Below are 23,389 nucleotides of genomic sequence, written 5' to 3'. Positions count from 1 at the left end.
TTATCCATTTATCCTAAAATGGGACTGATTGAGCAAAGCAAAAGTTAGATTTATGTTTGAAAAAGTATAATGGCATTAATTTTAACATCTCTCATTTGCCCGTTTTTTCGTAGCTAAAAAGAGCTTTTGAGTATTTATCTAGTAAAAAGGTCACAGGTGGAATACAGTCAAACAAATCCTTTTTTATTCCATTTTTGTAAACAACTCTCTGTTCAACTGGCATCAATCAGCAAGCAACAAAAAACGATTGGACCAAGCGAATTTGCTGAACTCGTTGCTACTGCTACCAATGAAGTTCTAGAATCCTACGCTTCTGGTGCCATCGATCTGCAATCGTATCGTGACACCATTGCTGATGAATACAAAGAACTGGCCATAAAGAGTATCGACTCATATTCCGTGACCAACCAAAAAATTGAAAAAATATCTGAAGAACAGTCCGAGTTGCTCGAAAACAACGATGCTTTGATCAATTTTGACAAAATTACTGAAAAATTCAACGACATCCAAGTGCATCTCAGCGATGAAGTAACCCGTGCCAATGAAGTGATTCATACATTGATGGAACAAGTCAAAAACCTTGAAGTAAAAACATCTCTGGACCCTCTAACCAAAACGTTTAACCGATATGCACTTCACGAACATCTCAAAAGTATCTTGGAAAAAAATATTTTCGATTTTGAAATTTTTGTGTTGATGGTCGATGCAGACAATTTTAAAATGATCAATGATCAGTTCGGTCACATCGCGGGAGACAAAGTACTGATTTTCTTAGCGAAACTCTTCAAAAAAGCGCTTCGTGATGGGGATCGAGTATATCGATTCGGTGGTGAAGAGTTTATTATCATTCTCAATCGTACGGATATAGAAGGGGCAAAGCTGGTGGCTGAAAGGCTGTTAACACTTTGTCGAAATAACAAGCCTCTTTTTCAAAATCAGCAGATTACCGTTACGCTAAGTATTGGTATGACAAAACTGCAGCCAAATGACACAATCGACACGGTTATCGAACGTTCAGATGCAGCATTGTATAAAGCAAAAAACAACGGCAAAGATCGTTTAGAGACGGAGTTTTAATGGATTTAAGTTATTTTGACCTTGCGGTTGGATCCGTCGTATTGCTTTTAGGGCTCAAAGGGCTTTTAAACGGCTTTTCTAAAGAGGTTTTCGGATTAATCGGTATTGTAGGCGGTGTTTTTGTCGCTTCTCATTTAGGCGGGATTATCGGTAATTTCCTCAGTGATTTCATTTTTCATTTTGAAAGTACCACCGCTATCAATCTTGTCGGATTTATTTTCGCATTGGGAATATTTTGGCTCCTTATGGTTGCATTAGGATCGGGGTTCAAAAAGCTCAGCACATTGAGCGGATTAGGGCCATTGGATCGCGGATTGGGTTTTGTGATGGGGAGCAGCAAATTTTTCTTCATCATTTCAATCATCGTTTATGCACTTTTTAGCGTCAGTGCTATCCGAGAAAATTTTGAACAAAAACTCTCTAATAGCTATTTGTATAAACCGATGTTCGCAACCGGGAATTTTATTTTGCATATTGAAACCAACAGCACTGCATCGCTTTTAAACGATTTCAATACAAGCGACAACAACACCACTTTGAACAAGGATAATTAACTCGATGAATGCGTATACAGAATTCACAGAACGTACGGTCGATTATGCAAAATTGTTGAATGATTTCAAGCAATTACTAAAAGCGAACGGTCTTAAATTCACGATTCAGCGTGAAGTAATTTTGGAAATGCTTTATAACTCGGATGAACATCTTACTCCCGAGGGGTTGCACCATCTGATTCAGCAAAAGCATCCTGAACTGAATACCGGAATCGCTACCGTTTATCGGACACTTTCACTCCTTGAAGATTCCGATATGGTGACATCGCTTTCCTTCGGAGCACAGGGGAAAAAATATGAGTTGGGAGCAAAAGACCATCACGACCATATTATTTGTACCTCATGCGGAACCATCACCGAGTTTGTAGATGAGGAGATTGAGCATCGCCAAAAAGAGATTACCGAACGTTTGGGATTTGTGATGCAAGAGCATTCCATGCAGATTTACGGGGTTTGTAAAACCTGTCAAGAAACAAAAAAATAACTATCGATAAAAGGAATACCATTGGCATTTGAAAACCAGTACGTACAACAGCGGATCGAAAAAGCGGGTGCATTAAGAGCACTCGGGATCGATCCGTATGCAAACCATTCTGAACGTAACACGACCATTGATAAATTTCATAACGTAAACTCCGACCTTTTTCAAAAAGAGGAAAAACGGGATGAAAATCGCCATTACACGGTTGCGGGACGTATCAAACTCTACCGTTTAATGGGAAAAGCAAGTTTCATCAAAATCGAAGATGAGAGCGGAATGCTCCAAATTTATGTTGCACGCGACAATTTAAGCGAAAATTTTTACAACGATGTTTTCAAAAAACTGATCGAAGTAGGAGATATCATCGAAGTTAGCGGCTACCCGTTCGTCACTCAACACGGGGAACTCTCTTTGCATGCCGATAATGTGAAAATTTTGACCAAAGCAATCTCTCCACTCCCTGAAAAATTTCATGGTATTCAAGACAAAGAGATGCGTTATCGTCAGCGCTATCTGGATTTGATCATGAATTCCGAAGTACGAAAAACTTTCCATATCCGTTCCAAAGTGATCAGTCTTACACGTCGATTTTTTGAAGACAAAGGGTTTCTCGAAGTTGAAACACCGATGATGCATCCTATCGCCGGCGGTGCAAACGCGAAACCATTCGTCACCCACCATAATGCGTTGGGAATTGATCGTTATTTGCGTATTGCTCCGGAGCTTTATCTCAAACGCCTCATCGTCGGCGGATTTGAAGCCGTCTTTGAAATTAACCGTAATTTCCGTAACGAGGGGATGGACGCTACCCATAATCCTGAGTTTACTTCTATCGAATTTTACTGGGCGTATAAAACCTATAAAGACCTGATTGCGATCACAAAAGAGTATTTTGAGTACCTTTTTGATCATCTTGACCTTCCAAAACGTCTCCCTTATGGTGATTTGGAAGTCGATTTTGATAAATTCACTGAAATCGAACTCGTTAAAAGCCTCAGTGTCATCGGTGGAGTTCCCGAAGAGATTGTCAATGACAAAGAGGCCATCTTGGCATTTTTAAAATCTAAAAATCTTGAAGCGAATGCATCGATGAATCTAGGTCAGCTTCAAGGAGAACTCTTTGATGAGTTCGTTGAAGCCAAACTGATCAATCCGACTTTCATTACCCACTATCCGGTCGAAATTTCTCCGCTTGCACGCCGTAATGACGAGCGTCCTGAGTTGACCGATCGCTTTGAACTCTTTATCGCAGGACGTGAAATTGCCAATGCGTTTAGCGAGCTCAACGACCCAGTCGATCAGTTAGAGCGTTTCGAAGGACAAATGGCCGCAAAAGATTCGGGCGATGATGAAGCTCATGAAATGGACGAAGATTTTGTCACGGCACTCAGCTACGGTATGGCACCCACAGCAGGTCAAGGAATCGGAATCGATCGCCTTGTCATGATGCTGACCAATCAACACTCAATCCGGGATGTATTGCTTTTCCCGGCAATGAAACCTTTACACCACAATCAAAACCACAATGGAGAAGAAGAATGAGTTTCCTCAAAGAATTCGATAACGAAATTTATACCCTATGTGAGCAAGAGCTCGAACGTCAAACCGATCATTTAGAAATGATTGCATCCGAAAACTTCACCCTACCTGCCGTTATGGAAGCCATGGGTTCCGTATTTACCAACAAATACGCAGAAGGGTATCCGGCAAAACGCTACTATGGCGGATGTGAATATGCTGATGGCGTAGAGCAACTAGCAATCGATCGTGCATGTGAGCTCTTTGGATGTAAGTTTGCTAATGTTCAACCGCATTCAGGTTCATCAGCAAACGGTGCTGTTTATGCAGCATTGCTACAAGCCGGAGACAAACTTTTAGGGATGGATCTCAGCCACGGCGGACATTTGACGCACGGTTCAAAAGTAAGTTTTTCGGGTAAAAACTATCATAGTTTTTCCTATGGTGTAGAGCTTGATGGGCGTATCAACTATGAGCGTGTTATGGATATCGCAAAGATCGTTCAACCAAAAATCATTGTTTGCGGTGCTTCAGCGTACGCTCGTGAAATCGATTTCAAAAAATTCCGTGAAATCGCCGATGCCGTCGGAGCGATCCTTTTTGCCGATATCGCACACATCGCCGGACTTGTTTGTGCAGGTGAGCACCCTAGCCCGTTCCCATATGCCGATGTTGTTACGACAACAACCCATAAAACCCTTGCAGGACCACGCGGCGGTATGATCATGACCAATGATGAAGAGATCGCAAAAAAAATCAATTCTGCGATTTTCCCTGCATTACAAGGCGGACCTTTGGTTCATGTCATCGCAGCAAAAGCGGTGGGGTTCAAATACAATCTCTCTGCTGAGTGGAAAGTGTACGCGGCACAAGTCAAAGCAAATGCAGCGGTACTTGCTAAAGTATTAATGGCTCGGGGATACGACATCGTCAGCGGTGGAACGGACAATCACCTTGTTCTCGTCTCATTTTTGAATAAACCGTTCAGCGGAAAAGATGCCGATGCTGCTCTTGGACGTGCCGGAATCACCGTCAATAAAAATACCGTACCGGGAGAAACCCGTTCACCGTTCGTTACTTCAGGTGTACGTATCGGAAGCCCTGCGTTGACATCACGCGGTATGAAAGAAAAAGAGTTCGAATTTATTGCCAACAAAATTGCCGATGTTTTGGATGATATTGAAAATGAATCAAAACAAGCAGCGATAAAAGAAGAGCTAAAAGCGCTTGCTAAAAATTTCGTTATTTATAAACAATCGACATATTAAAAGGTATTGCCCATGACATCGATGGATATGAAGCTGATAAAAATGATTTCAGACCATTACTGGCTGAAGCATGATACTGTTGTTGACAAAATCGATTTCAAAGGGCGTACTTTTTTTAACAAATACGAGCGGATCGATAAAACAATGACACAAGCGATTATCGATCAGCATCTTAAAAAACAAATCACAATAGCTCACTCTTTGATCAATAAGTTTGATAAAGTTGAAAATATCGTCATCGACTATAACGGTACCGATCCTCAGCGCTTTTACCATAAGGCACAATTATTGCTTAGAGAAGAGGGATTTATCAATTTTACCGCTTTCGAAACGAAGACACCTGGGCATCTGCATGTATATATCCATAAAGGACATACAACTTTACAAGAAGCCAACCAACTGGGTAAAATGATTTCGATGAAATTGGCTGCAAAACAACCAAAACAGTGGAGAATGTTTCCGACACTCGATTTGCCGATGGAGTACAACATTCTCAACCTTCCCTACGAAGTATACGCAAAAGAGCGTGGAGCTTCGTGGTCGAAGCATATGTAACACTCGAAAAGACTATCACTACGCATAAGGAACGGTACTTTTATGGAAGAAAAAAACGAACTTAACGACATCATCCTCAGCAAAGGCGGATCAAACTCCAATAGCAAGAAATTGCTTTTGGCGATTGCTGCTTTGACACTGATACTAATCATTGTTTTGGTGATTATGAATTCACTCAAGACACAATCTGAGGTACAACCACCGGTTGCTGCTGTTCCTCCTACACCGACTTCTCCGAAAGAAATTGTCGATGATCCTCTCTTTGAGCCTGTAAAAGTGATCCAAGAAGGTGAAGGTAATGCTACTACAGCCGCCGAAGTTCCTGCAGCACCTTCAGCACAACAAGATTTAGGAAAAATTGCTCAAAAAATTAAACAAGAATCAATGCAAAATACTCCGGCACAAGAACATGTTGTTCAAAGTGCTCCGGTTGTACCTGCACCGCAAAGCGTTCCAGCACCACAGCCAAAAGCTGTTTCGGTTCCTGCATCTGCTCCTACACCTGCCACTGCACCAACGAAAATGACTGCAAAACCGGCTGTTGTTAGTGCTCCGAAAACAGAAAAAACGGTCGTCAATACACCGACTATTAAAACAACAAAGCCGACTGAGGCAAAAAAAGAAGTAGAACCTAAAAAAGTGGCTGCAAAACCTGCAACCGAAACATCTGCCCCTAAAGCAGCAGAAAAAGCGACTGTCGATTCAGCAGCCAAACCTGCTTCTGCGGATGCATCAGCGCCTAAAACAGCCGCAAAATCAGAAGATTCAGGGGTATGGTATATCCAAGTCGGTTCATTTAGCAAAGAGCCGAATAAAGCATTGTTTGATCGCCTCAATGCCAGTGGTCTCAAATACACTACCGTCCCAGCAGGAGCAACAACCAAAGTAATGGTCGGACCGTTCCAAGGCAAAAAAGCGGCACAAGATGTACTCGGTAATGTCAAACGCAATATCGAGTCGGGTGCTTATCCTACTCCGGCGCAAAAATAAAAGGGGTAATGTGATCTCTTCACGCCATTTTTCTCTTGACCAATTTGCCCCTATAGCCGTATACGAAAAGGCAAAAAGCCTTTTCCCTAATGAAGTCAGCTTCTTATTCGAAAGTGCTGGAAACAGCGACGGTAATTACACTATTATCGTTATCGGTGCGCGCGAGAGACTGATTTACAATCAAAAGCAAACCACCTATATCAATTCAACAGCTCAAAGCAAAACGCTCGATATCTCCCCTTTTGAATTTTTAAAAAAATACTATGCGGCACTTGATCACAAAGCCTATCGTGAACGTGCTCGCGAACTAAAAGTGGGCTATATCGACGGTTTTATCGGCTATATCGGATACGATATGGTACAGGTTTTTGAGCATGTTCTTGAAGAATCGATGAGTCATCTCGTCGATCAAACCAATATCCCCGATATGGATTTGATCCTACCGAAACTCACTTTGGTCGTCTCCCATAAGACCGCAACGATTACCATGCTTACGACTCAAGACGCAATGAGTGAGCGTTTTGAAGAGATCGAAACTACGCTCAAATCTCCATATACCTACACTCCTCTCAAACCGATACACAATGACCAAGGCGGAGAGTTCATTTTTACCAAAGAGAAATTTTTCTCGATGGTCGATCAATCTAAAAACATGATCCTTAGCGGTGATGTTTTCCAAATACTCATGACCAACCGCTATATCCGACATGCACAGGTTGATCCGTTTAGTTTTTACCGTATTTTGAGACTTAAAAACCCCTCTCCCTATATGTATTTGATGGAGTATGAGGATTTCAGTATTGTCGGCAGTTCTCCTGAAGTTATGGTTCGCCTTACGGATGGGGATATCCTCCTTCGTCCGATTGCAGGTACTCGAAAACGCGGCGGAACACGACAACGCGATTTGGAACTCGAAGAGGAACTTCTCTCCGATCCAAAAGAGCTTTCAGAACATCTCATGCTGATTGATCTAGGACGTAACGATGTCGGACGTGTTGCGAAAACAGGAACCGTAAAAGTTGAAGAGATGATGCACGTTGAGCGCTACTCACATGTTATGCATATTGTTTCCGATGTCCATGCTCAAATCGCTGATGACAAAGATATGTTTGATCTTCTCGCCGCTACATTTACTGCAGGTACCATGACAGGTGCACCGAAAATTCGTGCGATGGAGCTGATCGCAGAATTTGAGGGGGTAAAGCGGGGATTTTACAGCGGAACGATCGGTTATTTTGGATTTGACGGAAACATGGACAGCGCTATAACCATTCGTACCGCTCTTATCAAACCCGATAGCGTTGTTTTACAAGCCGGAGCCGGTGTCGTTGCAGACTCGGTTCACGAACTCGAATACCTCGAAGTGACCAATAAACTCGGTGCTTTGATGAGCACATTGGATGATCTGGTACCTTCAAAATGAAACACTTCACTATCTTCGGTGATCCGGTCAGCCATTCGCGCTCACCGTTGATGCACAATTATGTCTTCAAAGCACTTGACATCTCCGCATGTTACAGTCGTACCCGACTACAGGATGGATCACAACTTCGAGATGTTTTTTTTGCCAAAGCCCTTTCCGGAGCAAATGTCACCGTCCCGCACAAAGAAGCTGCTTATGCACAATGCGATGAAGTTCGCGGTATTGCCAAAGCGATCAAAGCGGTCAATACCCTCGTGTTGGAAAAAGGGAAACTGATCGGATACAACACCGATGCAGATGGTTTTATGTCAGCAATTCAATCTTTCGGAGAAATTAAAAATGCTCTGATTTTAGGAGCAGGAGGAACAGCCAGAGCCCTTGCTATCGCTTTGCGTAACGGTGAAATTTCGCCTACGATCCTAAACCGATCACGAGGACGGTTGGAATACTTTTTATCTGAGGGGCTTGAGTGTTTTGACTGGGACGATTTTACGGCAAGACCGTATGATCTGATCATCAATACCACCTCTGCAGGGCTTAGCGACAATGAACTTCCTCTTCCACGTCCTCTTTTAATGGAACTATTAGCCCAAGCAAAAGGGGCGATCGATGTCATTTATGGAAAAGAAACACCTTATTTACGTGAAGTAAAAGTGAGCGGACTCCCGTATAAAGACGGTTCAGATATGCTTTTGGAGCAAGGAGTTCTCGCCAATCATCTCTTTATGGATGGAGAAGTTCCCATCGATAACATCCGATCTGCAATGAAGCAGAGTTTCTCTCTCTAATGCAAATTGACGGACGTTTTTGGCTTAGTAAAGAAGGTCAAAGCTTTTTAGGTGCCGGTCGTATTGAGCTGCTGGAGCGTATCGACAAAACAGGATCGATCAATGCCGCAGCCAAAGAGATGAAAATGAGCTACAAAGCTGCATGGGAACGTATCAACGGTATGAATGCACTTGCTGATCAGCCTCTCATCGAACGTTTGACTGGAGGAAAAGGGGGTGGAGGAACGAAGCTTACCCCCTACGCGCATGAGCTTATTGCGACGTTTCACCGCTTTTCAGAACTGCATCGCCAGTTTATCGACCGATTCGCCGAAGCGGGAGATGATCCTGAGCGACTCGCCCGAATCCTGAGCCGTACTTTTCTCACCACCAGTGCACGCAATCAGCTCCCCGCTACCCTACTCTCGATCGAAGAGCGAGGATTGAACGGTATCCTCACCCTTTCACTGACCGGCAGTCATACGATCCAGTCGATCATTACGATGAAATCGATCCGTAACATGGGTCTTACAATTGGATGTGATCTCTATGCCATCATCAAATCCAGCGATGTCACAATCGTTTCGGCTCCCTCTAAAAAAGAGGAGACAATCAATTGTCTCAAAGGGACGATCAGCCGAATCGAATCTCAAGAAGAAACCGATGAAATCACCTTTGCACTTGATCTTTTTACCGATATTATCGCGCTGATGAATCCAAAAGAAACGAAAAAACTCTCCGAGGGGATGAATGCTTATGCCCTCATCTCTCCCAAACACATTATTATCGGCTTATAACACATTTTTATTTTCACTACAAACTTTAAGACTTTTTCTCTATAATTTCGTTATATCTTACAAAACATAACGAAAATGTCGTATTTTTCGCGAACTATTTTTGCATTTATTGGTTTGTATCAATCGTTATATCAAAATAGATACTAAGGAGATTAGATGAAATTACTCAAAATTGTTCTTGCTTCGTTAGCATGTGCTTCGGCACTTGCCGCTCAAACGATTACGGTTGCCGCTGCGGCTAATATGAAATATGCGGTGAACGACATCGCAAAAGAGTTTACCAAAGAGAGCGGAATTGATGTCAAAATCATCACCGGTGCTTCCGGTAAACTGACGCAACAAATCATGAGCGGTGCACCGTATGACGCATTTCTCTCCGCAGATGTCGAATTCCCTGCAAAACTTGCCCAAGGAGGGTTCACAACCACTCCATCACAAGTGTACGCATACGGCAAGTTGGTGATCTGGAGCGATACGGGTATCGATCTTTCCAAAGGAATCACTATTGTGGCTGATCCCTCCGTCAAAAAAATCGCCGTCGCCAATCCAAAAACCGCACCTTACGGAACGGAAGCGATGAATACGATGAAATACTATAAAGTTGCCGATGATGCAGCATCTAAAATCGTCACTGCCGAATCGATCTCTCAGGTCGGAAGCTACGTCACGTCCAAAGCAGTCGATATCGGATTCATGGCCAAATCGATCGTCCTAAGCCCAGAGATGAAAAACGTCGGTAAGTGGGTCGAAGTCGATCCAAAATCGTACAACACGATCGATCAGGCGATGGTAGGTCTCAAAAACGGCTCGCCTGAAAATCAAATCGCCGCCAAAAAATTCCTACGCTTTATGTCATCACCCAAAGCACTCGAAATTTTAAAATCAAGTGGATACGGCTTGCCGAAGAGATAACGGCTCTGCTTCGGCAGAGTCTGACATAGCCAAAATTAGCGTTATATCAAAATATAAATAAGGATAAAAAATGACGAAATTCAGTGTTACAGCCGCATTACTTTTAGGAACAGCACTGCTGGCTACCGCTGCAGATGATTTGGCAAGTGCCTTTAAAGACGGAAAACTAGAGGGACGTTTACGAGCTCAATACTTCGACACGGATTGGGATGTGAACAATGGAACAACCGGGAAAGGTGCCCCTGATGCTCACGGTCTGGCAGTTGGAGGGAGTTTGATTTACAAAACTGCTCCATTGTATGGTTTTAGTGCAACTGCAGGTCTGTATACGACACAAAATCCAGCAGGCATTACCGATGCAGCAGACGGAGCAGGTGCAACCACCAGTAAGGATCTTTTTTCTCGAGATATTACTCGTCCAAGCGGAGCACCGGTTTCAGCAACGTACGCCCAAGGGTATGCCGTTTTGGCTCAAGCATATCTCCAATACGATATTGCAAATACCAAGGCAAAAGCAGGACGCATGCTGATGAGTAATCCCTATATCAATCCAAATGACACAAAAATGATCCCGATCGCTATCGAGGGTATCGAAGCCATTTCAAATGATCTGCCAAATACAACCATTCAAATCGATTACGCAGATCGAATCAAAGAACGCGGCATGAGTTATTTTGGAAATATGGCAGATACAGGAGATACGCCGGATAAGATCGCTGCGTATTACGGTACCCACTACGCTACGGTAAAAGGAACTCACGGAGAAGCACCCGGTGTTATTATCGGGGGAATCAAAAATAAATCGATTGATAATCTAGAGTTACAGCTATGGGGTATGCGTTGGAATGATATTGTTGATCAAACGACACTAGAAGCCAACTATGCTTTTGAAGCAGGTGATGCGATTATAGGTTTCGGAGGACGCTATATTAAACAATATGATAAAGGGGCTGGTGCGATCATTTTGCCAAGAACAAACAATTATGATAGTGATCAGAGTGTTGATACTGCATTGTTTGCATTGCGTACTTCCATAAACTATCGAGCAGCCAAATTGACTTTAGCTACCTCATATACTTCAAGCAATGGAGATTTGATCGCACCATGGCGTGGTTTTCCGACAGAAGGATATACCCGATCGATGACTCAAACCGATTGGAATGCTAATACGCGAGCTTATAAAGCACAACTCGATTATGATTGGAACCGTATGATTGATGGCATGAGTACAACCCTAAGCTATGCCTACTATGACCGTGATCCTAGCAAAAAACCGTACCAAAGTATGACCGATCGTGCTTTTCAAAACGGCGATACCCATCAAGAAAACTTGGATATTTTGTACAAACTTTCGGGAAATTGGAAAGGGACAGAACTCAAAATACGTCTTATGAATCAAGATAACGATACAACAGCACTGTATATCAAAGAGACCTCTAATCGTGAAATGCGTCTAGAAGCAAATTACTTTTTTTAAACGCACCCGATAATGGTATTAATTTGTCTAGAATAAAAGTGTATAAACGCGTAAAGGGTTCTATTATTCTTGCAATCTCATACGTTAGATCAAATATGATACAATCTATGCTATAAAGGGAATTCATGTTTCACGAACCAATCGATTTTGCAGCGATGTATCGCGCACACAAAGCCTCTACGGATTTCAAAAGTAAAACCTGTAGCGACTGGGATGAAAAATCATCCGATATGGCAGCATCCGTCATCAATAGCCCCTACGTCAACGACTTCATCTCTCGTATGAATCTTTCCGGAGACGAAGTTGTTCTCGACATCGGCTGTGGTCCTGGAACCTTGGCAATACCTCTGGCAAAACGGGTCAAAGAGGTGATCGCCATCGACTTTTCGGCCCAAATGCTCGAAGAGCTCAAAGCCTACACCACAAGAGAGGGTGTTACTAATATTAAAACATATCATATTGGATGGGAAGACGACTGGAGCCATTTGCCGCAAATCGATATTGTCGTAGCATCGCGCTCTATTGAAGTTCCTGATATCGAAACCGCCCTCATGAAAATGTCAACCTTTGCACGAAAAGCGTGTTATCTCACCTACAAAGTCGGAGGGAGTTTCGTCGATATGAATATCCTCGATTACATCGGTAAAAAGGTCAAAACCAAACCCGACTACTGGTATATTCCTATTATCCTCTATACTCAAGGCTACCTTCCGCGTATCGACTATATCGAAACAGGTCGAGGAAGTGTTCGAAGCACTACTGAAGAAGATTTTGTCGAATCCCTGATTTGGAGTGTCCATGAACTCACAGAAGATCAAAAAGCAAAAGCACGCCAATACTACCGTGATGTCATCGTCGCACAAAATCGTCCTCCGCGCTCAGTCAACTGGGCATTTATCAGTTGGGAAACAACGCTATGATCACTCTCAATGATTTTGAACTTGAATCGCTGCTTTGTGAAGATGTCCCCTATGGTGATCTCACAACCGCATCTCTGGGGATTAGTGATCAACGTGCCAGTATCACTTTCTCTACCCGTGAGCGACCTCTTGTCGTCTCCTGTACTGAGGAAGCAGTACGATTGTGCGGTTTGTATGGTTTGGAAATTGAGGGATTTGTGAAATCGGGAACGCTGGTTCCTCCGCAAAGTATCTTTCTCGAAGCTCACGGTGAAGCATCCCATATCCACCGGATTTGGAAATCGGTTCAAAACCTCCTCGATTATACAAGCGGTATCACTACCTATACCCGCGAAGCGGTACTCTTGGCTCGTAGTATCAATCCTGATATAGTGGTGGCCACTACCCGTAAGAGTATTCCGTTTACGAAAAAAATCGCCATCAAAGCGGTCGAATCGGGCGGCGGAGTCGCACATCGTTTAGGCCTTTCCGAATCGATTCTGATCTTTGACTACCACCGTATTTTCTTCCCTTCCGATGAAGCGTTTGCAGAAGCATTCAACCACGCTAAAAAAGCAAACCCCGAAAAAAAGATTGTCATTGAAGTTAGTGATATCGCCGAAGCACTTAAATTTGCCCGTTTGGGTGCCGATATTCTCCAGCTTGAAAAATTCCCTCTTACTAAACTCGCTGATGCTGTCCAAATCTTGCGCGCTGATTACCCACATATGACATTGATCGCTACGGGAGGCATCAGTACCAAAAATATCGCCGAATATGCCGGCACAGGAGTCGATATGATCGTCACCTCATCACCTTACAATGCACAACCTGCTGATATCAAAGTGAGAATTAACCCTTTATGAATACTCTAAACGCCACCATCACCGCCATTAAAGCCTCCGATCATCTCAGTATCCTTAGCGTTGATATCGGAGAAAACCGTTTTCATCTCCTTCTTGCCGAAGCTTCCCATGAACCGATAGGGACATCTGTCACATTGGCATTTAAAGAGACTGAAATAACCCTCTCTAAACATCCGCTTATTACTACGGCAAATTGTGCAAAAGGGATCGTACAAAAGATCTCGTATGGAACTATCCTCTCTCAGGTCACCTTCACCTATCATGAAATGACGTTGAATGCATTGGTGCCAACATTAACATTCGAGACACTCTCTATGGATGTAGGTGATACTATCTACTGGATTGTTCAACCCTCAGAAATTTCACTGCTTAGGGAGACGCATGGAATCTGAATTTTTAAGTACTATGGTACTAACCTTTAAACTCGCTGCTATTACAACAGCTATTTTATTGGTGATCGCTATCCCACTTGCCTCATTTTTGGTCTTCTCGAAAATACGCTTCAAAAGCATCCTAGAGACCATTGTAAGTATGCCTCTTGTTTTGCCTCCATCTGTTCTGGGATTTTACTTGTTGTTGGCGTTTAGTCCCGTTTCAAGCATCGGTAGTTTTTTGGTCGATCACGGTATCCGATTGGCATTTAGTTTTGAGGGGCTGGTGATCAGTTCCGTCCTCTTTAGCCTCCCGTTCATGGTTCATCCGATTCAATCCGCTCTAGCTCAAGTACCTCTCTCGATTTTCGAGGCTTCTTATACACTCGGAAAATCAAAACTCCAAACCATGCTTCGGGTTATCCTCCCCTCTATCCGTCATGGTCTTATATCAGGAATCGTCCTTGCCTTCGCTCACACGGTTGGAGAGTTCGGTGTCATATTGATGATCGGAGGCAATATCCCAGATGAAACTCGTGTCGCTTCCATCGCAATCTATGACGAAGTGGAATCTCTCAACTATGCAATGGCACATCAATACGCCCTTACACTCTTTGTAGTCACGTTTGCAATACTGCTTCTCGTCTATACTCTCAACAAAAAATCACTCGGGGGAATTCGATGATAGCACTTGATATTACAAAAAACCTCCATACCGCTGAGGGGACTTTAAAAGCCCATTATGAACTCACAATGAACCATGGTGAGTTTATTACGTTATTTGGACCATCCGGCGCCGGGAAAACGACGCTGCTGCGTATGCTGGCCGGTCTTGAAAAACCTGATAGCGGCAGAATCGAAGTAGATGGAGAGGTATGGTTTGATAGTTCACGCCGTATCAATCTCCCTCCACAAAAACGAAGCATCGGATTCGTCTTTCAAGACTATGCCCTATTCCCTACGATGAGCGTACGGGAAAACCTACTGTTTGCCGCCGAAAATGATGAGCAACGCTCCAATGTCGATGAACTGATCAATCTCGTAGAACTCTCAAGTCTCTCAGATAGACGTCCAGAGACCCTCTCTGGAGGACAAAAACAGCGAGTTGCATTGGCACGCGCCCTTGTTCGCCATCCAAAAATTCTCCTACTCGATGAACCGCTCTCGGCTCTTGATCCATCAATGCGTCAAAAGCTCCAAGACGAGCTATCTCTGATTCACACCCGTTTAGGCGTAACCACTTTGCTTGTCAGTCATGATATAGCCGAAACCGTCAAATTATCCGATCGACTCGCGTCAGTCGTCTCAGGCCGGATTGAGCGTATAGCTGAGCCGATGGAGTTTTTCTCCCCTCAAACACTCAGCGGAAAACTCCAACTGATCGGTGAGGTACTCAAAATCCAAGAAGATACTCCTGTCTTTATCGTTACACTTCTTGTCGGTTCATCGATTGTGCGAACCGTCCTCAGTGCGGATGAGGCATCTACACTTACGGTCGGATCTCATGCCATCATTTCAACCAAAGCGTTTAATCCTATCGTAATTCCAATACGGCACTGATGCACTAATAGCACGAAACCAAATTTAATATTTACCTAATTCTATTTTAGATATAACATACAATAATATCGATTTTATAAAAGAAGGATTGTTTATGACCATCACTAAAAACTGTATTGTCACTCTGGATTACAGCGTTACAACCTCTGATGGACAAATGATTGATGAGGGGAAAGAACCTCTTATTTATGTTCATGGAGGTTATGAAAATATTTTTGCCCCTGTGGAAAAAGCGATGGAAGGAAAATCAGTAGGTGATTTATTTAAAGTGCCGGTCTCAGCAGCTGAAGGGTTCGGGGAATACGATGAAGAGTTGCTCATGATTGAAACATTAGATAATCTTCCTGAAGATTTGCGCGTCGGAATGCAACTAGAGGGGTACATGCCCGGTGGTGATGAAGAGGATACAATCATCTACACCGTCACCGAGATCAAAGACGATAAAGCCGTACTAGACGGCAATCACCCTCTTGCCGGCATCGATATGGTTTTTGAAGGAACAGTTAGTGAAATCCATGCAGCGTCTCAAGAAGAAATCGATGCAATGCTTCATCATAATCATTCAGATGAGTGCGGGTGTGGTGATCACTAAAATTGAATTAAATATCAATCCCCAATGAGCGGATAAACTGCTCGACTCGCTGGGTATAGACGTTTGATTTACCAAGATCATCGTTGATTTCTCCATGAGTAAGGGGCTGTTCGCTCATTTCAACACGTATCCCTAAGCTTGATCCTTTTGTTACAAAAGGTTTTGAGTTCTCACACGGTTTATCTTCACGGAGAGTGGAACAAACCAACAACATAGGTGAAGCCGATCGTTCAAGCTGATAGTACGGTGAGTTTTCAATCCATCCATTTTTATCGTTGCCAAATACATCGTCGTAAAAATCGTAATGTTTTTTCTCCATGGTTTGTACCAAATCCATCGTTGCCGTATCAAGGGATACCGTTCCTAACCACTTTTGGAGACCAAAAGCACTGTATTTTTTTGGATTAGCTGAAACCAAAGAGACCAAATGCGCCCCTGCCGAATGTCCCATCAAAACTATTTTTTGAGAATCACCGCCCCACTCGCGCGCATTCCTTTGTACATACGCAACCCCTTGTGCAACATCTTCGGATTGCTGTTGCGGTGCTGCTTTCGGATAGAGGCGATAGTTCAGTGAAACAAAAATGACCCCCTTGGAAACCCATCGGTTCATTTTGTTGTAAACCACGTTCTGTGATTTTTTATCCCCCATTTTCCAGGCTCCACCATGAACCATCACAATGATCGGAGCGTTTTGAGGATTTGTAGGGAGATACACATCGAGGCGTTGTTTTTTATCCTCACCGTACGAGATATCGGTGAGTTGATTGGGCTGTGTAGAACGATTTTGCAGAATATCGCGGAGAATTCCCGCTTCAAGAGAAAAAGCAGCTAAAAGGAGACCGATCAGAAAACGCATCTACAATCCATTATAGGAGATTAACACTCACATTTCATATCAGAAGCTTTAAATCCTTCGGAGATTTGACGGTGGGTTAGAAAAAACTCATCCACAACAGCACGAAAATGTTCCGGATCTTCAATACGGTTAACTTGATCGCGCAATGCCGAAGCACCCTCATATCCTTTGGAATACGTATGGACATGCTTTCGGAATGTGACCACACCTCGCGCTCCGTAAAAGTTCACCATACCGTCCAAATGTTCCATAATAATAGCATGCTTGATGAGAGGATCGACGGTAGCACTGCCAGTTTTTAGCTGATGAAAAATCCACGGTGCCCCTACCGCTCCGCGGCCGATCATAATACCATCGCATTTTGTGTGTTCAAGTACCCATTGTGCTTTTTCAAAAGAGTCGATATCACCGTTAGCGATCACCGGAATACCGATGGATGCTTTGATTTCTCCAATCGCATCATAATCAACCGGAGCTTTGAATTTACCCGCGCGAGTACGTCCGTGAACGGCTAAAAAATCAGCCCCACACGATTCAACAAGCTTAGCAATCTCAATGTGATTTTTCGACTCAAACCCTAAACGAATCTTGACGCTGAGGGTTGATTTGTTCGATGTTTTTTTAATCGTCTCGATAATACGGGCCATACGTGGCAAATCGTTTAAGAGTGCACTCCCTGATCCATGACACACAATTTTAGGCACCGGGCATCCACAGTTTAGATCAATAATATCGATATCCTCTACCGTATTAAGTACCTCTACTGCACGTCGGACAATCTCATCATCGGCACCTGCAATTTGGACAGAATAGGGATCTTCGTTTGGGCTGCGTTCTAGCATTTTGATCGTTTTAGCCGATCCATACGCAAGTGCATTGGAACTAATCATTTCACTGACCGTCAAATCGGCACCAAATTTTTTGACAACATTACGAAACGGCAAATCGGTATATCCGGCTAATGGTGCAAGAGCATAGAGGGGAGTGGAAAAGTCAAGTTTGGAAGTCATAAAAATACCTTGGAAGGAGAAAGGCAGAGATTCTGCCTTTTTTACTTAGCAACTGCGACGTAGAAAGATCGCAATATCGTAGTGTTTATTCGCTTTTTTCAAATCGCGGTACGCTTTGAAGATCAAATAATCGTTATGAGCCGTATTATTCAAAATCTCGTTTGCCGTATCAATCATTTGTAAATCATAAAGGGTGTAAAAATACCCTTCCATAGCGTCATCGTTTTGTTCACTGAGCATCTCGAAAAGTCTGATACGTTGTTCCGGAAGCATGTTTTTCGCCATCGCTTCGGAGAGATCGATCCAATCGTTACTCTCGAGTTTGATAGAAGCTAAAAGTGCCACTAATTCTTCGTTAGCGATTTCGATACCATTTTCACTCGCATTGATCCGTTGGAGGAAATCGACCAAAGATGCTTTGGTAAAGAGATGTTTGAACTTCATGATCGAACCGACCGATGCAGTTTTCACATAGCTTTCATACGCTTTCGCACAAACAATCTCCCCATAACTATCCGGTCGCGAAAGGATACTATCAGCATCGATTTCACCACGTTCGAAACGGTTGAGATTATTTTGGATAGCGATCGACGTCGTAGATGGTAAATGGAATTTTTTGATATCAACTTTTTTGTTCTCTTTGACATCACGCATCAATTGAAGCGCTTCATCGATTTTTTCGTTTCCAATCGAACGGAGAGTATCAAACGGCATCAACAAAGAGTGATCGATCAATTTTCCCATCAATTTGTACGGTTCGCTTTTATAAACGTAATTACGCTCACCTACTCCGAGTAATGCATCACGAAGTGCATCCATCATTTTTTCATGATCTTTGTTTAAACGGCGAAGTTTGAAATTTCCAACCAAAGCATAAACACCCATATGAAGCAAACTCGCAAGATACATGATTATAAGAGGAACCACTACCCAAAAAGCAACCGGCAAGTTTGGAAAATGGAGGCCTAGCAAATCAAATGAAATCGCTTCATTATCAATTGAATAAACCGCAGCAGCGACTAATATCATTAAAATTAACGATGCGATGGTATACCGTTTTAGCTGCATTATTGAATCCTTTTAGTGTTTGTTTTTTTCGACGATCGGACGGCACACAATACAATACTTAGCGTGCGGTTTCACTTTTAGGCGCTGAAATCCGATATCATCTTCACACATTTCGCAGATGCCGTATTGCTTGTTCTTGATCTTTCCAAGAGCTACTTCAATCTCCTCAAGTTCATGCATTTGCTGTGAACCGATTGCATTTTCGACCATATTGTCATTGCTGGCAGAGGCAAAATCGCCCTCATCGTTTAATTCCATCTCACGTAATTGATTCATTTCACTTTCAACGCCGGTAAGATTTTTGATAATCTGAACTTTACGCGTCAGCAATATTTCTTCAAAATACTGCAACTCATGGTCTCTCATCAATGCTCCTCATTTGTGATACGGATGGTTTGCTGCCAATGAATAGGCACGGTATATCTGCTCCAAAAGCACCGCTTTAGCGATTTTGTGACTCATCGTCATCTCGGAGAGACTGATAGCCGCATCGCATTGATCTACGAAACTTTTTTCAAAGCCGTAGGCCCCGCCTATAAAAAATTGCACCGAAATTTTATCACTTATAAGCTTACTAAATGCAAAACTATCCATTTTTTTCCCATCAGGATGGAGTGCAATCGAGTAATTTTTTCCCAACATGGGCGATAATAATTTCGAATACGCGGCTTGAGACGCTTCGGCACTGATTGTGTGCGCTTTAACTACCTCTTTAGGGAACAATTCAACGTCATCCACTTTGGCAAAACGGGAGATCATTTTCATCTGCTCTTGGTAAAGAGGATCATACAGTGAACGCTCTTTTTTGGCTATTGTAATAATGGAGATATTCACAACAGTCCTGATCCTATGACATGATACGTAACATACTCGAAACGATCATCCAGTTTTACCCCGCCGATAGCCGCAACAGGGTGTTTGGAATGTGATGCAATGGCATCCAGTTGATCACCGAGTACTTTTGCATCCGATTTGGTTGCAGTAGCTCGGTATGCTCCTAATCCTATATAGTTAATATCCAAAGTATTGGCAATTTCGATCTCTTCTAAATTGTGTGTGGAAAGTCCGATGAGTTTGTCTTCACCGATCGCCATTTTTAGAATTTTGACTGCACGCAAAGGATCTGTATCAATCGCGTATAAATCTTCTTGACCGATATGGATACCGTCACAAAAAGATGAGAGCTCATAATGATCATTAATGATCAAAAACCCTTCCCATATACGGCGCAAAGTGATCAAATCAGCTTTGATAGTAGCAACATCAGCATGTTTATTACGATATTGGAGTACTTCAGCACCTAACGATTTGGCACGCTCCGCAAAGAAAAGGAGATCAACCCCTTTCTCTTTGAGCATATCCGCATCACAAAGAGCGTAAATCTCCATCGGTTATGGGAGGAGGAGTTTGAGCATATCGCTCAATGTTTCTTTGAGTTCACTGCGCTCTACGATCATATCAATAGAACCTTTTTCAAGCAAGAATTCAGCCCGTTGGAATCCTTCAGGCAAATCAGAACCGATCGTTTGCTTGATAACACGTTGACCGGCGAATCCTACCAAGGCTCCCGGCTCTGCAATAATGATATCGCCTAATGTTGCAAATGAGGCACTGACCCCACCCATTGTCGGGTCGGTAAGCAATGAGATGTACGGGAGCTTTGCATCGGAAAGTTTTGCCAAAGCTGCAGAGGTTTTTGACATCTGCATGAGTGAAAACGTACTCTCTTGCATACGTGCACCGCCACTCGCACTTACGATGATCAACCCTTGGCGTTTCTCCAAAGCACGGTTGACCGCTCGGACGATTTTTTCCCCTTCTACCGATCCGAGAGATCCGCCCATAAAATTAAAATCAAATACGACCAATTGTGCCGGAACGGAGTTAATCGTACATTCACCGCTTACAACCGAAGAGTAGGTGCCGTTTTTCGCATACCCCTCTTCAACACGTGCCGCATAACTTTTTTTATCGACGAAGTTAATCGGGTCAACCGGACGGAGATTAGCATCGAACTCAACAAAACTCCCCTCATCCGCGATCAGAGCAAGACGCTCTTTTACACCGATACGGAGGTGGAATCCGCATTTCGGACATACATGGTTTTGTTTTTCAATCTCTTTGTAATACATCAGTGACTGGCACGAAGGGCATTTTACCCAGTGAGACGGAGCCTCGCTTTTTGTGGGTTGTTTTTTCTTTTCGGAGTCCCCGAACAGGTTAAATAGACTCAAAAATACTCCTTTTCTACAATCAAACGTATCTGCTCAAAAAGCTCTTTATCCGCACTGATGAGGATATATCGTTCATCGCTATATACATAAAGATGCCGACTCAAATAGAGTCCGGCTTGGATATCGTATGGTCGCATTGTACCCAAAAATAGCACATATTTCACATAAGGGGCATACGCCAATGAAAGAGCAAGGGCTCCCGGGGATCTGAATTTTAGTTTTCTTGCCATCAGCATTTGAACCAATTCAGGGTGTTCGGGTGCTTTTTCAAACAAACCGATTTTCGGTAAAGATAGCGTATGTACGGGTTGTTTCTCTTGTGAATTGTGCAACGAACACATGTAGTATTCATCCGTTGTTCGAATGAATAAATCACCATTAGATAGGTTGCATACCACCGCTTCAGTCGTATCACCGTTCACAACACGTGCGATAGAAATCCCATAATAAGGAAACCCGGACATAAAGTTATCACTTCCGTCAATCGGATCAAGAAAAATGGTGATAGAAGATTCAGGACTCATCCAACCGCTCTCTTCAGAAAAGAGTGATCCATACGATGATAAGTGGAAGAACAAAATGGATTCGGCTTTGAGGTCTACACCGTTACTGATGTCACCGCCAAATCCTTGATCATGAAGAGTGTAAAGGTTAGAGTGCCCCTCACGAATAAGTGCATCTATCTCTTGACACGCAAGAATAGAGGCATCAATAAACGGGTTCATTATCCCAGCAATGATTTTACGATTGAGCGTGCCGCTTCACGACCGTCATACGCCGCTGTGACAACCAAATCGGCACCACGGTAACAATCTCCTCCGGCATAGATTCCGGCAGTCGTTGTTTCGTGCTTATCATTGATGATAACTCCGCCCCAATTGTTGACCGAAATACCGTTTTCAGCCAAGAATGCAGGTACACACGGATCAAAACCAAGAGCCATGATAATAACGTCTGCATTGACGTTAAAATCACCACCTTTAACCTCTTCCATTTTTTGTCGACCCGATTCATCTTTCGCACCGAGAACAGTTTTTGCCATGTGGATACCGACCGCTTTACCGCTGTCATTTAAGATAATCTCTTTTGGTGAAGCGTTAAAGGTAAAATCAACCCCTTCTTCGATCGCGTTTTTATACTCTTTTACCGATCCCGGCATATTGTGAGCATCACGGCGATACAAACAAGTCACGTTTTTTGCTCCTTCGCGTTTTGCGGTACGGACACAGTCCATAGCAGTATCACCACCACCCACAACTACGACATCGAGATCTTTGAAATCAAATTTTTTATCGTACGCCAATCCAAAATTTTTGCGTTGAACGGCCGTTAGATAATCGATCGCGGCATAGACATTCGAAGCATTTTCTCCGGCAATATTAGCCGTTTTGCTTTTGGTTGAACCGATACCGATGAAGACTGCATCATGCTTGTCAGCGATCGCATCGAACTCGATATCTTTGCCCACTTCGCAGTTAAGAACGAGTTCCAAGCCTGCTTCCAACAAAAGATTAACACGGCGTTCTACAATTTTTTTGTCCAATTTAAAGTTCGGAATACCATACGTAAGCAATCCGCCCGCTTTGTCGGCACGCTCATACATCGTTACGGCGATCCCCGAACGGAGCAAATACGTTGCAGCAGAGAGTCCTGCAGGACCCGAACCGATAATCGCAACTTTTTTATCCGTAGTAATTCCCGGGAAATACGGTTTTAGTCCTTGCTTGAATCCCTCTTCATTAATAAACGTCTCAATCGCACCGATCGTAATGGCACCGTGACCGTCATTGAGGGTACAGTCTCCCTCACATAGACGATCTTGGGGACACACGCGACCCATAACTTCAGGGAACGGTGAAGGCTCATTGGAAAGATTGAATGCGAATTTCAAATCTTTTTCCGCAACCGCCTTTAGCCACTGAGGAATATAATTGTGAAGCGGACATTTATTCAAACAAAACGGATCACCGCATTGAATACAACGATCGCTTTGAGACGAGGCATCGCTTGAGCCCATCGGCTCATAAATCTCACTAAAATCTTTTAAACGTTGCAATACAAGGCGTTTTGTAGGATCAATTCGCTCAATCGTTAAAAATTCTCTCATATTT

General features: G+C 43.2%; 27 protein-coding genes. 18 read left to right on the top strand and 9 right to left on the bottom strand.

Translation table 11 applies throughout. The features are described 5' to 3' along the window. Positions 1-156 precede the first annotated feature (156 nt). From CJD30_RS03405 to CJD30_RS03320, 18 genes are all read left to right on the top strand, one after another. The gene (locus tag CJD30_RS03405; RefSeq protein WP_294916319.1) at positions 157-1,077 is read left to right on the top strand and encodes a GGDEF domain-containing protein; all 921 of its coding nucleotides are present in this window, start codon (positions 157-159) and stop codon (positions 1,075-1,077) included. Further along, complete coding sequence (locus CJD30_RS03400; RefSeq protein WP_294916317.1) at positions 1,077-1,631, top strand: CvpA family protein; 555 nt, start codon at positions 1,077-1,079, stop codon at positions 1,629-1,631. Before CJD30_RS03405 ends, CJD30_RS03400 begins: the two co-directional genes overlap by 1 nt. A gap of 4 nt (positions 1,632-1,635) precedes the next feature. Then, positions 1,636-2,115: a Fur family transcriptional regulator gene (locus CJD30_RS03395; protein WP_294916316.1), complete on the top strand. Its 480-nt coding sequence runs from the start codon at positions 1,636-1,638 to the stop codon at positions 2,113-2,115. A gap of 21 nt (positions 2,116-2,136) precedes the next feature. Further along, the gene (lysS, locus tag CJD30_RS03390; protein WP_294916314.1) at positions 2,137-3,654 is read left to right on the top strand and encodes a lysine--tRNA ligase; all 1,518 of its coding nucleotides are present in this window, start codon (positions 2,137-2,139) and stop codon (positions 3,652-3,654) included. Next, the gene (locus CJD30_RS03385) at positions 3,651-4,898 is read left to right on the top strand and encodes a serine hydroxymethyltransferase (RefSeq protein ID WP_294916312.1); all 1,248 of its coding nucleotides are present in this window, start codon (positions 3,651-3,653) and stop codon (positions 4,896-4,898) included. Before lysS ends, CJD30_RS03385 begins: the two co-directional genes overlap by 4 nt. 12 nt (positions 4,899-4,910) lie before the next feature. After that, positions 4,911-5,453: a DUF1882 domain-containing protein gene (locus CJD30_RS03380; RefSeq protein ID WP_294916310.1), complete on the top strand. Its 543-nt coding sequence runs from the start codon at positions 4,911-4,913 to the stop codon at positions 5,451-5,453. A gap of 42 nt (positions 5,454-5,495) precedes the next feature. Continuing rightward, positions 5,496-6,443 carry an SPOR domain-containing protein gene (locus tag CJD30_RS03375; RefSeq protein ID WP_294916309.1) on the top strand — a complete coding sequence of 316 codons (948 nt, stop codon included), beginning with the start codon at positions 5,496-5,498 and terminating at the stop codon, positions 6,441-6,443. A 10-nt stretch (positions 6,444-6,453) separates the two neighbouring features. Further along, entirely contained in the window at positions 6,454-7,866 is a 1,413-nt protein-coding gene (locus CJD30_RS03370; RefSeq protein WP_294916307.1) for an anthranilate synthase component I family protein, read from the top strand. Further along, on the top strand, positions 7,863-8,654 hold the full coding sequence (locus CJD30_RS03365; protein ID WP_294916305.1) for a shikimate dehydrogenase: 792 nt from the start codon (positions 7,863-7,865) through the stop codon (positions 8,652-8,654). The genes CJD30_RS03370 and CJD30_RS03365 overlap by 4 nt, the downstream gene beginning before the upstream one ends. Next, positions 8,654-9,430 (top strand): TOBE domain-containing protein, encoded by a 777-nt coding sequence (locus CJD30_RS03360; RefSeq protein WP_294916303.1) that lies wholly within the window; start codon positions 8,654-8,656, stop codon positions 9,428-9,430. Before CJD30_RS03365 ends, CJD30_RS03360 begins: the two co-directional genes overlap by 1 nt. Positions 9,431-9,586: 156 nt before the next feature. Continuing rightward, the gene (modA, locus tag CJD30_RS03355) at positions 9,587-10,342 is read left to right on the top strand and encodes a molybdate ABC transporter substrate-binding protein (protein ID WP_294916301.1); all 756 of its coding nucleotides are present in this window, start codon (positions 9,587-9,589) and stop codon (positions 10,340-10,342) included. 70 nt (positions 10,343-10,412) lie between these two features. Beyond that, the gene (locus tag CJD30_RS03350) at positions 10,413-11,819 is read left to right on the top strand and encodes an OprD family outer membrane porin (RefSeq protein WP_294916299.1); all 1,407 of its coding nucleotides are present in this window, start codon (positions 10,413-10,415) and stop codon (positions 11,817-11,819) included. Between the two features lie 125 nt (positions 11,820-11,944). Continuing rightward, positions 11,945-12,739, top strand: coding sequence for a class I SAM-dependent methyltransferase (locus CJD30_RS03345; RefSeq protein ID WP_294916298.1), 795 nt, complete (start codon positions 11,945-11,947; stop codon positions 12,737-12,739). Next, positions 12,736-13,584, top strand: a complete 849-nt coding sequence (gene modD / locus CJD30_RS03340; RefSeq protein WP_294916296.1) for a ModD protein — start codon at positions 12,736-12,738, stop codon at positions 13,582-13,584. The genes CJD30_RS03345 and modD overlap by 4 nt, the downstream gene beginning before the upstream one ends. Then, the gene (locus tag CJD30_RS03335) at positions 13,581-13,976 is read left to right on the top strand and encodes a hypothetical protein (protein ID WP_294916295.1); all 396 of its coding nucleotides are present in this window, start codon (positions 13,581-13,583) and stop codon (positions 13,974-13,976) included. Before modD ends, CJD30_RS03335 begins: the two co-directional genes overlap by 4 nt. Then, a complete protein-coding gene (gene modB, locus CJD30_RS03330; protein WP_294916293.1) occupies positions 13,966-14,640 on the top strand; it encodes a molybdate ABC transporter permease subunit in 675 nt (224 codons plus the stop codon). The genes CJD30_RS03335 and modB overlap by 11 nt, the downstream gene beginning before the upstream one ends. Next, entirely contained in the window at positions 14,637-15,515 is an 879-nt protein-coding gene (locus CJD30_RS03325; protein WP_294916291.1) for an ABC transporter ATP-binding protein, read from the top strand. The genes modB and CJD30_RS03325 overlap by 4 nt, the downstream gene beginning before the upstream one ends. Before the next feature lie 94 nt (positions 15,516-15,609). Then, entirely contained in the window at positions 15,610-16,107 is a 498-nt protein-coding gene (locus tag CJD30_RS03320; protein WP_294916289.1) for a peptidylprolyl isomerase, read from the top strand. Between the two features lie 7 nt (positions 16,108-16,114). Here the strand turns inward: CJD30_RS03320 and CJD30_RS03315 are convergent, their stop codons facing one another. From CJD30_RS03315 to CJD30_RS03275, 9 genes are read right to left on the bottom strand one after another with little or no spacing between them, the layout of a single operon-like run. After that, the gene (locus CJD30_RS03315) at positions 16,115-16,966 is read right to left on the bottom strand and encodes an alpha/beta hydrolase (RefSeq protein WP_294916288.1); all 852 of its coding nucleotides are present in this window, start codon (positions 16,964-16,966) and stop codon (positions 16,115-16,117) included. Positions 16,967-16,986: 20 nt separating this feature from the next. Beyond that, positions 16,987-17,976, bottom strand: a complete 990-nt coding sequence (dusB, locus tag CJD30_RS03310; protein ID WP_294916286.1) for a tRNA dihydrouridine synthase DusB — start codon at positions 17,974-17,976, stop codon at positions 16,987-16,989. A gap of 45 nt (positions 17,977-18,021) precedes the next feature. Continuing rightward, the gene (locus CJD30_RS03305) at positions 18,022-19,044 is read right to left on the bottom strand and encodes a hypothetical protein (RefSeq protein ID WP_294916284.1); all 1,023 of its coding nucleotides are present in this window, start codon (positions 19,042-19,044) and stop codon (positions 18,022-18,024) included. Between the two features lie 12 nt (positions 19,045-19,056). Then, positions 19,057-19,410 (bottom strand): RNA polymerase-binding protein DksA, encoded by a 354-nt coding sequence (gene dksA, locus CJD30_RS03300; protein WP_294916282.1) that lies wholly within the window; start codon positions 19,408-19,410, stop codon positions 19,057-19,059. Between the two features lie 9 nt (positions 19,411-19,419). Continuing rightward, positions 19,420-19,878, bottom strand: coding sequence for a 23S rRNA (pseudouridine(1915)-N(3))-methyltransferase RlmH (locus CJD30_RS03295; RefSeq protein ID WP_294916280.1), 459 nt, complete (start codon positions 19,876-19,878; stop codon positions 19,420-19,422). Continuing rightward, on the bottom strand, positions 19,875-20,432 hold the full coding sequence (locus tag CJD30_RS03290) for a thiamine phosphate synthase (protein ID WP_294916278.1): 558 nt from the start codon (positions 20,430-20,432) through the stop codon (positions 19,875-19,877). Before CJD30_RS03290 ends, CJD30_RS03295 begins: the two co-directional genes overlap by 4 nt. Before the next feature lie 3 nt (positions 20,433-20,435). Then, complete coding sequence (gene accD, locus CJD30_RS03285; RefSeq protein ID WP_294916276.1) at positions 20,436-21,278, bottom strand: acetyl-CoA carboxylase, carboxyltransferase subunit beta; 843 nt, start codon at positions 21,276-21,278, stop codon at positions 20,436-20,438. After that, complete coding sequence (locus CJD30_RS03280) at positions 21,275-22,003, bottom strand: inositol monophosphatase family protein (protein WP_294916274.1); 729 nt, start codon at positions 22,001-22,003, stop codon at positions 21,275-21,277. The genes accD and CJD30_RS03280 overlap by 4 nt, the downstream gene beginning before the upstream one ends. Continuing rightward, entirely contained in the window at positions 22,003-23,385 is a 1,383-nt protein-coding gene (locus tag CJD30_RS03275; protein ID WP_294916272.1) for a glutamate synthase subunit beta, read from the bottom strand. The genes CJD30_RS03280 and CJD30_RS03275 overlap by 1 nt, the downstream gene beginning before the upstream one ends. Between the last annotated feature and the right edge of the window lie 4 nt (positions 23,386-23,389).

Source organism: Sulfuricurvum sp. PD_MW2 (assembly GCF_002633015.1).
Classification (GTDB): domain Bacteria; phylum Campylobacterota; class Campylobacteria; order Campylobacterales; family Sulfurimonadaceae; genus Sulfuricurvum.
This window is presented reverse-complemented; position numbering and strand designations above follow the sequence as displayed.